Genomic DNA, 14,812 nt, shown 5'->3' with positions numbered 1-14,812 from the left:
TAATAAAAGGCCTGACTATTTAATAAAAACCATCTTTTAAAGATATGTATTCCATTTATTAATATGGTCAAAACTTTCTTTTTTGTACCTTTAAACTAAAGTAATACTATGCACGGGCAGCTGATTTTTGAAGATCACTATAAAAAACTGGGATTTGAAATATTCTCCGAAAAAAATTTGGAGGCCGTTAACGGAACTCAGTTCAGATCTGATATCAAGATCCTTTTTATCCCGGAAGGCTATGAACTTACCGTAGATTTTAATCATTATAAAGTGTCTAAACCTTCCCTCTTCTTTCTCACCAGCCAGCATCTGAAGATCGAAAAAGGGAAAGAGGAAGCCATGCTGCTGTATTACAACCGGGATTTTTACTGCATCCAGATTCACGACAAAGAAGTAGCTTGTGACGGACTTCTTTTCCATAATGTATTCGAAATTCCTTTTGTAGAATTGAGCGACAAAGAAACTTCCGACATTAAAAATTTATTCCAGCATATAAAAGATGAACTGGAGTGGAAAGATTCTTCTGCTGAAGAAATGATCAGAACCTATGTGAAACAGATCATCATCCGGGCGACCAGAAACTGGAAAAAACAGCATCTTGAAAATAGCACCATCAAAATTCCCGGCAACGAACTGGATGTTTTCAGAGATTTTAGCCGCTATCTGGAAATTCATTTCAGAGAAAAACATAATGTCGCCGAATATGCAGAACTCCTTCACATAGCTCCAAAAACATTAACCCACAAGTTTAAAAACCTTAATCTGGAATCTCCCAACCAGCTGATCATCAACAGAATTTTACTGGAAGCCAAAAGGCTCCTTTTTTACACAGACAAACCCGTTAAAGAAATTGCCTACGACCTTGGCTATGAAGATCCCGCTTATTTTAACAGGCTTTTCAGCAATAAAACAGGAAACACTCCTTACAATTTCAAAAAAAATTACACTTCGGGAAAAAAGTACAATATTTAATCCTTTTTATCTATTGAATCCGCCCTGCAGCCATTATATCTTTGTATCATCAAAATCAATATATTAACAATAACAAAAAATCAAACATTATGAGACGTAACGCAACAGCCGTTTGGAACGGTACTATCAAAGAAGGTAAAGGACATTTAACCACTCAAAGCACTACTTTAAACGAAACCCAGTATTCTTTCAACAGCCGTTTTGCTGACGGTGTAGGAACAAACCCTGAAGAATTATTGGCAGCAGCACACGCGGGATGTTTCACGATGAAGCTAAGCGCTGAACTTTCCCAGGCTGGCTTTACACCGGAAGAATTAAAAACATCATCCGTAATCACCCTGGACCCAAGCATCGGAAAAATTACGAAATCTGAACTGACACTTACTGCAAAAGTACCGGGAATCTCAGATGAGGAATTTCAGAAATATGCAAAAATTGCAGAGGAAGGATGTCCGGTGAGTGCGGCTTTCAACTTTGAAATTACTTTGAATGCTACTTTAGCTCAATAACAGCAAAATTCTTATTGAACCATTAAGTTTTTTTAAGTGATCAATAAAGGTTAAGGGAATATCAAATGATATTTTTAACTACAATTTCTTATATCCGCTGGCGGATTCTTAACTATTCTTCACTGCTTAAAAAATCTTAATGGTTTATTTTTTTGGTGAAAACATTTTATCTGAAATTTTCACATTAAGCAGAAAAGTGTTTCCCGCAGATCACGCTGATTTCACAGATTTAATTAGAAATCCCATAATTCAAGACAATCAGAGATTTTCAAAAAACTTAAGTGATCTTCTTTAACCAAATGATTTTAAACTTCATATTAACTTAAGTGTCTTAAAACTTTTGTTCCTTTTGTGGTAGAGCCTTTTCAACAACTTATTTGTTAAGGCAAGGCAGACCGTTTTAAAATAAAATATACCAATCGGTATATTTTTCGTATATTTGCATAGAAATTAGATCCTTAAATGTCGAAAGCAGAAAAGACCAAACAGTTCATCATTGAGAAAACAGCTTCTTTGTTTAATACCAAAGGCTATACGTCTACGTCTTTATCCGACATCACGGAAGCTACAGGCCTTACCAAAGGAAGCATTTATGGGAATTTTGAGAATAAAGACGAAGTTGCCCTTGAGGTCTATAAATACAATGCCAGTCTGCTTGTAAAAAACATGACGAGGTCTTTAAGCGAAGAGTTTCCCACTACGATAGACAAACTGTATGCTTTCGTCAGTTTTTACAGAAAGAACTGGAAAGCAGTCTTTGAAAACGGAGGCTGTCCTCTGATGAATGCAGCCACGGAAGCGGATGATACTTTTCCTGATCTGAAAAAGCAGGTCACCGAATCTTTTAAAGGCTGGATCAAAAAAATAACTTTCGTGATCATTGATGGACAGAAAAACGGAGAAATACATCAGGATAGAGATGCAGATCAGTACGGATCGCTCTTCATTATGCTTGTAGAAGGCGGCATACTGCTGTCCAAAACAACAGGAGATGATCAATATCTTCATTGTGCCCTGGACAGAATCGTATTCATGATCGATAAAGAATTAAAAATACTTTCCTCATAAATTTTTCAATTATGGAAACAAAAAAAGTGGCTATCGTAGGATACAGCAGAATTCCTTTTGCAAGGGTAAATACAGCCTATGCAGATCTGGATAATCAGGAACTTCTGGTGGCTTCTCTTAACGGACTTATCAACAAATACCATCTGCAGGGAAAACTCCTTGGTGAAGTGGCTGGCGGTGCAGTTATCAAACATATTTCGGAAAGCAACCTCATCCGGGAATCCGTAATGAACACAGCTCTGGATCCTGCTACTCCTGCATGCGATCTTCAACAGGCCTGTGATACCGGGATTGAAGCCGCTGTTTATATCGGGAATAAAATTGCTTTAGGACAAATTGAGAGCGGTATTGCCTGCGGTGTTGAAGCCATGAGCAACATTCCGTTTGAATCTGCGCCGAGACTTCGAAAAGCCTTGTTAAAAGCCAATAAAGAGAAATCAGTATTTGGAAAATTAAAGCAGCTTTTAAGCCCAAAACTGAAAGACTGGATGCCGGTTCCCTACAAAGGACAGGAGCCGAAAACAGGTCTGGTTATGGGCGGACATACGGAAATCACAGCTAAATATTATGAGATTCCCCGTGAAGAACAGGACGAGCTGGCTTTCAAAAGCCACAGGAATATGGCCAAAGCTTATGATGAAGGATTCTTTGATGATATGATTATTCCTGCATTTGGTTTAAATCAGGACAATAATTTCCGCAGGGATACCAGCCTTGAAAAGCTTTCCCAATTGAAACCTGCTTTTGATAAAGAGAACGGAACGCTTACGGCCGGAAATTCAACGCCATTTACGGATGGGGCTTCTTCGGTATTGCTGGCCAGTGAAGAATGGGCTCATGCCAATGGTCTTCCCATTCTGGCCTACATCACTTTTTCCGAACTAGCAGGAATAGAATATGTTGAAAACAAACAAAACCTATTGCTGGCTCCCGTTTTTGCCGCAGACAGAATGCTGAAGAAAGCAGGAATGAGCCTGGAAGATTTCGATTATTACGAAATTCACGAAGCCTTTGCAGCACAGGTTCTCGCAACGATCAAGATCTGGGAAAACGATGATCTGGCTAAAAAATTCGGACTTGAAAAAGCGTTGGGAAAAATTGACAGGGATAAACTGAATGTAAAAGGCGGAAGTCTCGCAGCAGCCCATCCTTTTGCAGCCACAGGAGGAAGAATTATCGGAACCCTGGCCAAATTACTCCACGAAAAAGGCAGCGGAAAAGGATTTATCTCTATTTGTGCCGCCCGCGGACAGGGAGTAACGATGATTTTAGAAAAATAAAAAAGATATGGACAGATTAGCACAACTGCAGCAATTCATCGGAAGGGAATTCGACCAGTCTCCATCCCCTTTTATGAAATGGCTCAATCCCATTGTTCTTTCTGCAGAGGAAGGGCATCTGGAATTTCAGTATACGGTAAGACCAGAGTGGCTGAACCCTATTGGAAATCTTCATGGCGGTGTAACAGCGGCCATCGTTGATGATATCATTGGAGCCACTATGTTCTCATTAAATGAAAATTCTTTCATCACAACCATCAATAATGTCATTGATTATTTTTCAACTGCAAAAGAAAATGATAATATTGTAGCCGAAACGAAAATTATAAAAAGAGGAAGGCAGTTTGTGAATGCGCAATGCGAGATATGGAACGCAGATAAAACAAAACTGATTGCCAGAGGAACCTCTAATCTATTCAAAATTAATAACTAGATATGAAAAGAGTTGTCATTACAGGACTGGGCGCTGTGACGCCTTTGGGGAATAATGTCGAAGAATTTTGGCAAAACAGTATTAACGGAGTCAGCGGAGCAGGATTAATTACCCATTTTGATTCGGAGAAATTTAAGGTACACTTTGCCTGTGAGGTGAAAAACTTTGATCCGAAAGTCCATCTGACCCACAACGAAATAAAAAGAAGCGACTTATTTTCACAATATGCGATGTATGCCTCCACTGAGGCGATCCAGGATTCAGGATTAGATTTAGAAAAAATGGATCCTTTTGATACCGGAGTAATCTGGGGAACCGGACAGGGCGGAATGGTCACATTTGAAGGAGAAGTCATGAATTTTGCAGATGGAGACGGAACACCAAAGTTCAATCCGTTTTTCGTTCCTAAATTTATCGCCAATATGGCTTCAGGAATGATTTCCATGAAATTCGGTCTGCAGGGGATCAATTATACCACTATTTCAGCCTGTGCTACAGGAAATACAGCATTAATGGATGCTTTCAATTATATCCGTCTCGGAAAAGCAAAAGTGATTATCAGCGGTGGTTCTGAGGCAGCTATTACGCCTGCTTCTATCGGCGGTTTCTCGGTTATGAAAGCCATGTCTACCAGAAATGATGATTATGCTACAGCAAGCCGTCCTTACGATGCAGACAGAGATGGTTTCGTGATGGGTGAAGGTGCAGGAGCACTAATCCTTGAAGAATATGAGCATGCCAAAGCAAGAGGCGCTAAAATTTATGCTGAACTGGCAGGCGCTGCTATGACCGCAGATGCTTATCACATGACGGCACCTCATCCGGATGGAGTGAGTGCCATTAAAGCGATGCAGCTGGCTATGAAGGAAGCAGGAGCCAATATAGAAGATCTTGATTATCTTAATCCTCATGCTACGTCTACTCCGCTGGGAGATCTTGTGGAATTAAAAGCCATCAGTAAATTATTCGGTGGAAACAAAAATCTTGATATCAGTGCTACAAAATCCATGACCGGACATTTATTAGGTGCGGCAGGTGCAGCGGAAGCCATTCTTTCCATTAAAGCTGTGGAAAAGGGAATTATTCCTCCCACCATTAATCTTCACCATATTGATGAAAGCATTCCTAAGGATGTGAATATTATTTTCGGAGAAGCGAAAGAAAAGGAGATTAATTTTGCATTGAGTAATGCCTTTGGATTTGGAGGACATAATGCGACTTTGGTTTTCAAGAAATTCAGATAGTATTTAAATGATATAATTCTAAATCCCTGTGCTGTTTGGTACAGGGATTTATTTTTTCAGAAACAGCATCATGACTGCTCAGCATTTGAAACAGATTAAATTAGTGAACAGCCAAAGTATTAAACACAATTCAAAATTATCGTTTATTTTTTTGGCAAAAAAGCAAATTTATATCTGAGCAGCTATCCTTGTCAAGGTTTTGAACCTTGACAAGGATAAAAACCCAAAATCAATAACCGAATTCAGTTTAAATAACAACAAAAAGCAGTCAAAATTGACTGCTTTTTGCTTTTACCTTTCTTAATAAAAAGCTTATCACTTTCTTTAGATTACAGATTCTTACTCAGAATTCTGTATAAAAAAATCATCCGCATTGTCTGCCATTGGAATATATAATCTTTCCCATTTTTCTCCTTCTTCTATTTCCCAACTATGCCCCTCGCCTTCTACATCTTCTGCCAAAAGGATAATTCCAGGTTCGATATGAAATGTGGAACCATTACTTACCTTAAACCGGATCTTTCCTTTTAACGTTACTACATATTGCTTTCTCGGGGCTGTATGCACTTCTTTTTCCCATTCTTCAGTAGTAGTACTTATCCAAAAAGCTTTTGTGTTCATCTGCTTCAAAGTAGGAATTTTTCCTATTTCGAAAGTACTTGTCCCATCGGAATTATTAAGCAACCTTATGGCAGGTACAGAATCACTTGTCCTTTTCAAATTACACTATTTTTATACAGTTATCAATCTAAATCAAGATCTCAGCCATTCCGAAGAAGAAAGGTATTTCTGATCGGGATAATAGATGAAAAGGCAGTTTCGCCCTTTTATGGTATTAATGATGGGCTGTGTCAATGCTCTCGGCACGGCGGGACATCCCCAGCTTCTTCCGATTCTTTTGTGCATAGATGCAAATTCATCGCTTACATAATCTGCTCCGTGCATTACGATCGCTCTTCTGTAGGCTGAATCATTAAACCCTTTATCCATTCCCAGCAATTTCAGAGAATATCCGTTGTCTCCCTGGTAAGTGGCATCCGTGATATAAAATCCAAGGCTGCTCTGCAGCGAACTTTCCGTGTTAGAAAAATTCGTCGCAAATTCTTCGCCTGTATTTTTTCCGTGTGCTACCAGTGAATTGAACAGTACTTTTTTCTCGTTGGTATCAATTACCCAAAGTCTTTTTGTATTCGAAGACATAGAAAAATCGCAGATAGTCAATAAATGCGAGTCCTGGTTGAGCAATCCTGCTTTCTTTAGATTTTCAAATCCTGTTAATGCTTTTGAGAATACTTCGTAGTTCAATTCATGTTCAGGATCAAATTGAATTGATTTGTACAATTCTTCTGATGAAGATGCCGTACCAGCTGCCTTCTCAGATTTCGTGTCTGCTGCTTTTTCAATTTTTGTTGTGTGGACATTCCCAACTTTTACTGCCTTTTCCGGCGAAAGATAGAATGACGTCGTGACCATATAAACAAGGCCTAATACACTATAAATTCCTCTCATCCAATACTATTAAATTCAAAATTAGTGAGGCAAAATTATAAAAACATAATTACCAGACCCTTATAAGTCCACAAAGTTTAACTGAATTTAAGAAACTTTAACGTCCTGATTTTGTGAATTAAAGGCTGCTATTTCTCCGAATCTGCAACAAATTCAAGGCTTATGGAATTCATACAATAACGCAGTCCTGTAGGCTTCGGACCGTCATCAAAAACATGGCCCAGATGGGAATCACATCGCTTGCAAAGTACCTCTACCCTTTCCATTCCGTAAGCCGTGTCTCTTTTGTAATAAACCCCTTCTTTATCTGCCTCAAAGAAACTTGGCCATCCGCAGCTGCTGGAGAATTTTGAAGTGGAGCGGAACAGGTGATTTCCACATACGGCACAATAATAATCTCCCATTTCATCGAATTCATTATATTTTCCTGTAAAAGCTCTTTCTGTGGCGGCTTCTCTGGATATCGCATATAAATCAGGAGCGAGGATTTTTTTCCATTCTTCGTTGGAAACATCAATTTTGGCGGTATCCGTTCTGGAATAGTATGGATTGTTTTTTGCTTCTTTATTTTCCATAAGATTAATTTAAATTAGGCTTAAAAATTAAAACCACAAAAGAGACAAAAGATTTTTAACACTTAAGAACACTTGAGTTAAAAAAGCGTACCACTTTGAAAATAAGAAGTTCACATAAGCATTGAATCAAAGATTTCTAAAATTTATGTCAACTTTTTGTAATAAAATTTTCGCTTGTAAGAGCTTAAGGATTTTAATTCTTTTGTGATTTTTGTGGTTCAATATTAAATATTAGACTTCACAACCAAATTTAGTAAATTTGAGAATATGAATGATGAAGCAAAAAGAAAACAGCTGAGAAAATATAAAATGTTCGCCACAGGATTATTCGTTCTGATGGCCATTATTTTTATTGGTACCACCTTACTTCAGAAGACCAATCCTTCCCACTGGGTCGGGTATGTACGGGCATTTTCTGAAGCGGCAATGGTGGGAGCGCTTGCAGACTGGTTCGCAGTAACGGCTTTGTTCCGGCATCCGCTCGGGCTTCCTATTCCGCACACCAATCTTATTGAAAACAGCAAACAGAGGCTGGGTGATAACCTCGGCAGCTTTGTGGTAAGCAATTTTCTTTCGCCGCAGAATATCCGTCCTTATATCCAGAAGCTTAAAGTCTCCAATTTTGTAGGGGAATGGCTTGGCAAGGAAAAAAGCCAGGACATCCTGATCAGGAACCTTTCGGATATTGTTCTGGACATTCTGAATAAGCTGGATGATACTTCGGTAAGCCAGTTCATCAGCAAGAAAGTATCTGAAATGACGGATGATATTCAGCTTAATAAAGTGGTTGGAAACGGAATCAGCTATATTCTGGAAAAAAATGACCACCAGAGGATCGTTACCAACCTTTCCAAGCAGATCAAGGAATATATTATCGAAAACGATGAAATGATCAAAGAACGGGTTGAAAAAGGGAGTTATTCATTCATTCCGTCTTTTGTAGATAATAAAATTGCAGACAAAATTGCCAGCGGACTTTCAGATTTTTTCAGGGAAATAGAAGAAGATCCGGAGCATGAAATCCGGAATCTGATCACCCGAAAGATCCAGGAATTCTCCACAGACCTGAAAGAAGACCCTAAATGGAATGATGAATTTAAAACCATTAAAAACGGACTTTTGAAAAGTGATAAGCTGGATGAATACTCCAGCGATATCTGGGCTTCCATCAAAAAAACACTGATGAGCGAGCTTCAGGACGAACAGTCTTCTCTTAAAAACTATCTTACAAAAAATCTGAATGAATTTTCCCAAAATTTAAAAACAGACGAAAATCTTCAGAATAAAATTGATCATTGGGTACGGGTGACCGCCTACAAATATATCCTTAAAAACACCCATCAGTTCGGAAACCTCATCAGTTCAACCGTAGGCAACTGGCAGGGCAAAGAACTGAGTGAAAAACTGGAGCTGGAAGTCGGGAAAGATCTTCAGTTTATCAGGGTGAACGGAACACTCGTTGGCGGACTGGTAGGGCTGATTATCTACACCATCGCCAATTTTTTCCTTTAAAAACTATTCTAAACCAACCATGAAAAAACTATTAACCCTTGTATTCTTCCCTTTTTTTGTGCTCTGTTTCTGCCAGAAAGTTGAATTAAAAGCTGTGAAAGATTCCTCACAGATCTTCAAAGGAGAGATCGCCGGAATGCCTGTTACCATGCAACTTTACTTCGCAGGAATCGCTGACTGCAGCCTGTATCAGTATTTCGTGGAGGGATGGTATTCTTATGATAAATACCAGAAGAAAATTCCTCTGACAGGTGTTTATGATTACGGAAAACTGTATCTGTATCATTTTGGGAACAAACAGAAGAAGAATACTGAGCTGCTGAAAGATCAGATCACATCTCCTCAAAAGGTGGAAAAAACTGCTGAAATTGCAGAAGCATTATCTCCAAAGGAATATATTGTATTTGATCAGGATCATCCCAAGGAGAATACCATTTCGGGAAATTTTTATCTGGATAAAAAAGTCCAGCCGGCGAAATTATTGACCGGTAATACTATGATTTACCGTTATAACAATTACCTCATCTTACCGAACAATAAAAAGATCAATACGTTTGATTTCATTAATAAACATGGTGGAAACCAGCTGATCTCCTATGCTTCCGGAGAAAACGGCAATAGGGTTTTACTGTATTTTGAGCATTCGTCGAATTTTAATGCGTGCGGAAGATGCGGGGCCAGTGAAGGGGAAAAAGGTTACAGGGTTCTGTATTTTACCAAAGACTGGAATTACAAAAACTATGAAGAATTCCTCACAGAAAGCTGTCTGGAAAACATTTATGATACCACTGAGACAAAATCTCAGGACCGGAAAATTTTAAAGTATAAAATCAATAAATCCTCGTCTACTCCTGCGTACAGTCTTACCGTGGATATAAAAAATGCTTCTGTGGTAAAATCAAAATAAAAAAGAGAGCTTTAAAACTCTCTTATTATTTTATCTCGGAAGCCTGCTGGCTCTTTTTAAAAGTTCTTTATTGATGTCATTGATCAGTTCCGGCCCTTCATAAATAAATCCGGTGTATAACTGGATCAGTGTGGCTCCGGCATCCAGTTTCTCAACAGCATCTTTTGCAGAATGAATTCCCCCTACTCCAATGATTGGGAAAGCTCTGTTGCTTTTATCGGAAAGGTATTTGATCATTTTTGTACTTCTTTCACGGATCGGTTTTCCGCTCAATCCTCCGTTTCCGATTTCTGCCAGAGTCTCTGGCGAAGTTTTTAAGCCTTCTCGGTTCACTGAAGTATTTGAAACTACGATACCGTCAATTTTTGTTTCTGCAATCAGTTCAATAATTTCATCCAGCTGGTTGTTATTAAGATCCGGAGCAATTTTCAGCAATATAGGTTTCTGTACCGCTTTCGACTGATTGATTTTTTTAACTTCTGTAATTAATTCTCGAAGATATTCAACGTCTTCCAATTTGGCGTGGCTTCCTACATTCGGACAGCTTACATTCAGTACAAAATAATCTACGTGAGGGTGAAGGCCTTCAAAGCAGTCCAGATAATCCTGGGTATAGTTTTCCGGTTTTGTATCGGTATTTTTTCCGATGTTTCCACCGATGATTATTTTTCCTTTGTTCGCTTTTAGTTTTTCAATGGCAGCTTCGAGACCATCGTTGTTGAACCCCATTCTGTTGATAATTCCGCCATCTTCAATGAGACGGAACAATCTTTTCTTAGGATTTCCTGCCTGTGCTCTTGGCGTTACGGTTCCGATTTCTACAAATCCGAATCCTAAATCTCCTAATTCATTAAAAAGTACTGCATTTTTATCAAAACCGGCAGCCAGTCCTACGGGATTTTTAAATTTCAATCCGAAAACTTCTCTTTCCAGACGCTTGTCTTCAATAGGTTTAGGAAAAAATAGTTTGGTAAGAAATCCAAAATTTTTAAGCATTGAAAATGTAAAATGATGAACTTCCTCGGGATCAAATCTGAAGAGAATGGGTCTGATGATACTTTTGTACATTGAAAAAAAGTTTTACAAAAATACTCAATTTTAAATTAATGTCCGGTTACCTTATGATATTTTATCAAAATGTTTTAATAAGCCTGAATATGAAAGCTTTATGAATCTTCAAAACAGTGTTATTTGATTGATGGTAAAGATTGTTTAAACACCAATATCACTAATGGTTTTCACAAATGACACTAATGATGATATCTGTGTAATCTGCTCGATCAGCGAGAGATTTTTTACGCAGAGATTTTAATTTAAAATGTAGTATTTTGAGTGGGCAAAGGGTTAATCAACAAGTTGATTTGATGAAGCTGTGTTGTCAAGCTTCGCGCAGCAAATTATTTTGCCTTTGTTTTTCTAAAATTAAAGTTTCGAATAATAAATCTTTGCATTTAAAATTAAGAATAGGAACTCAAATCAAAATTTAAAATAGCTCCTACTCTTTTAAACTCTTCATCAACAGTAGCGTTCACGATCATTTTTTCGCTGGTGACAGGATGATTGAAAATTAATTGATGGGCGTGAAGCGTCATTTTGGTGATGCCAAATGTTTGAAGCCACAATTTATTTTGTTTATTGCAGCCATGTTTACGACAGCCTAAAATAGGATGCAGAATATGTTTAAAATGTTTTCTCAACTGATGGAATCTTCCCGTTTCAGGAATGGCTTCTACTAAACAATATCTTGAAGTCTGATGTTTTAAAAAAGGAAGATCTATTTCTGAAGTTTGCAGACGGTGATAATATGTAACCGCATTTTGCCTGACTTCATTTTCATTCACTAAATCATAATCAATCGTTTCCTCTTCTTTTGTCCAGCCACGAAGAATGGCCAGATATTTCTTTTCCACTTCGCGTGATGCAAACTGCTCGCTCATGATTCTAAGGGTATCTTTATCTAAAGTAAACAGCAGAACCCCCGAAGTTTTCCGGTCTAACCGATGTACAGGAAACACTTTTTGCCCAATCTGGTTTCTCAATTCCTGAATAGCATAGGTATCGGCTTCTCCCGCATAAAAAGATTTATGCACCAGCAATCCGCTGGGTTTGTTGATGGCAATAATATGTTCGTCGCGATACAGAATTTCTAACATGGGGCAAAAGTAGATATTTTTGACCGATTTAGCCCTGATTGAGCGACATGTTTGAGCTCCTTTTTTCTTTTTGTCGCGGCGGCTCCGCCGCCGCGACAAAAAGAAAAAAGAGCGAGTAGCGAAAGCAGGTTCCCGGCTCCTGAAAATGGCATCACGTTTTGCGGTTATTTGTTTTATTTTTCTATTTTCGCGGAAAAAAATACTCTATGAAAATATTATTTTCGGCTTTATTCATGGCCTTTTTCTTTATTTCGACCTCTGCGCAGGTTTCAGATTCTCTTAAACTTGGGAAGAACAATCGTGAATTTTTTATCAAAGGAGATCAGAAATTCAAGTTCTCGGAATACAAAAAGGTATTTACCAACCCTGAAGCTTTGAGCTACATTAAAAAAGCGAACACCAACGGTACTGTGGCGCAAATTTTTGGAGCTATAGGCGGAGGTTTTGTAGGTTTTGGGCTGGCTAAACAAATATTCAGGACGAAAACGGCGTATCATAACGGTGTTGCTTATAAACAAAAAGATAAAAGCGGCTGGGGATTGGTAGGAATCGGTCTGGGAGCTATCGGAATAGGAATTCCTTTTGCGATAAGCTCAGGGAAGAATATGAAGAAGGCGATCAACACGCAGAATCAGGCTGGCGGTACAGACGAAACGAAAACAACTTCGTATAAACTTGATCTTAGTGGAAACAGTATTGGGATTACTTACAGTTTCTAAAATCCACGTAATCTCTTTGGTCTGCGAGAGTCTTTAAATTGAAAAATTTTATCATTTAACTTACGTTTTAAGATGATAAAGAAGGAATCAACAGGTTGAATTTTGAGTAACGTTACTCAGATGAATATCTGTTTTTTCTGTTAATACACTCTTTTTTTATTGAATTTCATGAATTTGGAATCCAAATTCATATTTTTGCACATCAGACGTAAAAAAATTATGGCAAAGCAAGAAGATGTTTTCAAGAAAGTGATTTCTCACGCTAAAGAATATGGTTTTATTTTCCCTTCCAGTGAGATCTATGACGGTTTATCCGCTGTTTATGATTATGGACAGAACGGTGCCGAATTAAAAAACAATATCAAACAGTACTGGTGGAAAGCTATGGTACAGCTTAACGAAAATATTGTAGGTATTGATTCCGCGATCCTTATGCACCCTACCACATGGAAGGCATCAGGCCACGTAGACGCTTTCAATGATCCATTGATTGACAATAAGGATTCTAAAAAACGTTTCAGAGCAGACGTTTTGGTAGAAGATTACTGCGCTAAAATTGAAGATAAAGAAAATAAGGAAATTGAAAAGGCAGCGAAAAGATTCGGTGAGTCTTTTGACAAGGCTCAGTTTGAAGCTACCAACCCAAAGATTCTTGAATACAGAGCCAAAAGAGAAGCTATTCTTTCAAGATTGGCAAAATCCTTAGAAACTGAAAATCTTGCTGACGTAAAAGCTTTAATTGAAGAGCTGGAAATTGCTGATCCGGATACAGGTTCTAAAAACTGGACGGAAGTAAGACAGTTCAACCTGATGTTCGGAACAAAATTAGGAGCTTCTGCCGACAGCGCGATGGATCTTTATCTGAGACCCGAAACCGCTCAGGGGATCTTCGTTAACTTTTTAAATGTTCAGAAAACTTCACGTCATAAGCTCCCTTTCGGTATTGCACAAATCGGTAAGGCATTCAGAAACGAGATTGTTGCAAGACAGTTTATCTTCAGAATGCGTGAATTCGAGCAAATGGAAATGCAGTTTTTTGTAGCTCCGGGAACAGAACTTGAATTCTACGAAAACTGGAAACAGAAACGTCTGAACTGGCACTTGGCTTTAGGTCTGGGTAATGAAAACTACAGATTCCACGATCATGAGAAACTGGCTCATTATGCCAATGCAGCAGCTGATATTGAATTCAACTTCCCGTTTGGATTTAAGGAATTGGAAGGTATTCACTCCAGAACGGATTTCGACTTGAAAGCGCATGAAGAATTCTCAGGAAGAAAACTTCAGTTCTTTGATCCTGAAAGAAATGAAAACTACGTTCCTTATGTAGTGGAAACTTCAGTAGGTCTGGACAGATTATTCCTTTCGATCTTCTCCCACTGTCTGAAAGATGAAGTACTGGAAGACGGATCTGAAAGAACAGTTTTATCCTTACCACCGGCTTTAGCACCAATCAAAGCTGCAATTCTTCCATTAATGAAAAGAGACGGTCTGGCTGAATATGCTGAAAAGATCTTCAATGACCTGAAATATGATTTCAACCTGTTCTACGAAGAAAAAGATGCCATCGGAAAACGTTACAGAAGACAGGATGCCATCGGTACGCCTTACTGTATCACGATTGACCATGATTCATTAACGGATCACACGGTAACGATAAGAGACAGAGATACGATGAAGCAGGAAAGAGTGGCTGTTTCTGATTTGAGAAGAATCATCGACGAGAAAACAAATTTCAGAAATTTACTTTCTAAACTATAGATCAAAGCCCTGGTTATCCGGGGCTTTTTTATTGCATAAATGATAGAATTATTTTGTAAAAATTCGTGTAATCCGTGAAATCTGTGGGATTTTTTTTAATTCACGCTGATTGGGCAGATAATGCAGATTCTTTCTATTAATATTCATCATACAAACCTTATAGGTCT

15 protein-coding genes are annotated in these 14,812 nt (G+C 38.3%); 10 read left to right on the top strand and 5 right to left on the bottom strand.

Annotated elements, in window-relative coordinates:
* Positions 1–108 precede the first annotated feature (108 nt).
* The 6 genes from JET18_RS13600 to fabF all read left to right on the top strand — a co-directional run bounded on the left by JET18_RS13600 (position 109) and on the right by fabF (position 5,509).
* Positions 109–975 (top strand): helix-turn-helix domain-containing protein, encoded by an 867-nt coding sequence (locus tag JET18_RS13600; RefSeq protein ID WP_202091894.1) that lies wholly within the window; start codon positions 109–111, stop codon positions 973–975.
* Positions 976–1,064: 89 nt separating this feature from the next.
* Positions 1,065–1,484, top strand: coding sequence for an OsmC family protein (locus tag JET18_RS13595; protein WP_202091892.1), 420 nt, complete (start codon positions 1,065–1,067; stop codon positions 1,482–1,484).
* A gap of 462 nt (positions 1,485–1,946) precedes the next feature.
* A complete protein-coding gene (locus JET18_RS13590) occupies positions 1,947–2,552 on the top strand; it encodes a TetR/AcrR family transcriptional regulator (RefSeq protein WP_202091891.1) in 606 nt (201 codons plus the stop codon).
* 11 nt (positions 2,553–2,563) lie between these two features.
* Positions 2,564–3,832, top strand: a complete 1,269-nt coding sequence (locus JET18_RS13585) for an acetyl-CoA C-acetyltransferase (protein ID WP_202091889.1) — start codon at positions 2,564–2,566, stop codon at positions 3,830–3,832.
* Positions 3,833–3,839: 7 nt separating this feature from the next.
* Positions 3,840–4,265 (top strand): PaaI family thioesterase, encoded by a 426-nt coding sequence (locus tag JET18_RS13580; RefSeq protein WP_202091886.1) that lies wholly within the window; start codon positions 3,840–3,842, stop codon positions 4,263–4,265.
* 2 nt (positions 4,266–4,267) lie between these two features.
* Positions 4,268–5,509: a beta-ketoacyl-ACP synthase II gene (fabF, locus tag JET18_RS13575; RefSeq protein WP_202091884.1), complete on the top strand. Its 1,242-nt coding sequence runs from the start codon at positions 4,268–4,270 to the stop codon at positions 5,507–5,509.
* A gap of 339 nt (positions 5,510–5,848) precedes the next feature.
* On the opposite strand, the gene JET18_RS13570 is transcribed toward fabF, so the two are convergent.
* The 3 genes from JET18_RS13570 to msrB all read right to left on the bottom strand — a co-directional run bounded on the left by JET18_RS13570 (position 5,849) and on the right by msrB (position 7,593).
* On the bottom strand, positions 5,849–6,229 hold the full coding sequence (locus JET18_RS13570; protein ID WP_202091882.1) for a cupin domain-containing protein: 381 nt from the start codon (positions 6,227–6,229) through the stop codon (positions 5,849–5,851).
* Positions 6,230–6,262: 33 nt separating this feature from the next.
* Complete coding sequence (locus tag JET18_RS13565) at positions 6,263–7,018, bottom strand: murein L,D-transpeptidase catalytic domain family protein (RefSeq protein WP_202091880.1); 756 nt, start codon at positions 7,016–7,018, stop codon at positions 6,263–6,265.
* 128 nt (positions 7,019–7,146) lie between these two features.
* Positions 7,147–7,593 carry a peptide-methionine (R)-S-oxide reductase MsrB gene (gene msrB, locus JET18_RS13560; RefSeq protein WP_202091877.1) on the bottom strand — a complete coding sequence of 149 codons (447 nt, stop codon included), beginning with the start codon at positions 7,591–7,593 and terminating at the stop codon, positions 7,147–7,149.
* Between the two features lie 267 nt (positions 7,594–7,860).
* Between msrB and JET18_RS13555 the strand changes: the two genes are divergently transcribed.
* Both JET18_RS13555 and JET18_RS13550 read left to right on the top strand, forming a co-directional pair.
* Positions 7,861–9,105 carry a DUF445 domain-containing protein gene (locus tag JET18_RS13555; protein WP_202091875.1) on the top strand — a complete coding sequence of 415 codons (1,245 nt, stop codon included), beginning with the start codon at positions 7,861–7,863 and terminating at the stop codon, positions 9,103–9,105.
* 19 nt (positions 9,106–9,124) lie between these two features.
* Positions 9,125–10,012: a hypothetical protein gene (locus JET18_RS13550; RefSeq protein WP_202091873.1), complete on the top strand. Its 888-nt coding sequence runs from the start codon at positions 9,125–9,127 to the stop codon at positions 10,010–10,012.
* Between the two features lie 30 nt (positions 10,013–10,042).
* On the opposite strand, the gene JET18_RS13545 is transcribed toward JET18_RS13550, so the two are convergent.
* Together JET18_RS13545 and JET18_RS13540 are read right to left on the bottom strand one after the other, a co-directional pair.
* Positions 10,043–11,080 (bottom strand): quinone-dependent dihydroorotate dehydrogenase, encoded by a 1,038-nt coding sequence (locus JET18_RS13545; protein ID WP_202091871.1) that lies wholly within the window; start codon positions 11,078–11,080, stop codon positions 10,043–10,045.
* 389 nt (positions 11,081–11,469) lie between these two features.
* Complete coding sequence (locus JET18_RS13540) at positions 11,470–12,165, bottom strand: pseudouridine synthase (RefSeq protein WP_202091869.1); 696 nt, start codon at positions 12,163–12,165, stop codon at positions 11,470–11,472.
* Positions 12,166–12,371: 206 nt separating this feature from the next.
* Between JET18_RS13540 and JET18_RS13535 the strand changes: the two genes are divergently transcribed.
* Both JET18_RS13535 and JET18_RS13530 read left to right on the top strand, forming a co-directional pair.
* Positions 12,372–12,884 carry a hypothetical protein gene (locus JET18_RS13535; protein ID WP_202091867.1) on the top strand — a complete coding sequence of 171 codons (513 nt, stop codon included), beginning with the start codon at positions 12,372–12,374 and terminating at the stop codon, positions 12,882–12,884.
* A gap of 219 nt (positions 12,885–13,103) precedes the next feature.
* On the top strand, positions 13,104–14,645 hold the full coding sequence (locus JET18_RS13530; protein ID WP_202091865.1) for a glycine--tRNA ligase: 1,542 nt from the start codon (positions 13,104–13,106) through the stop codon (positions 14,643–14,645).
* Positions 14,646–14,812 lie beyond the last annotated feature (167 nt).

The sequence above is a fragment of the Chryseobacterium endalhagicum genome, from assembly GCF_016745235.1.
GTDB lineage: Bacteria > Bacteroidota > Bacteroidia > Flavobacteriales > Weeksellaceae > Chryseobacterium > Chryseobacterium endalhagicum.
This window is presented reverse-complemented; position numbering and strand designations above follow the sequence as displayed.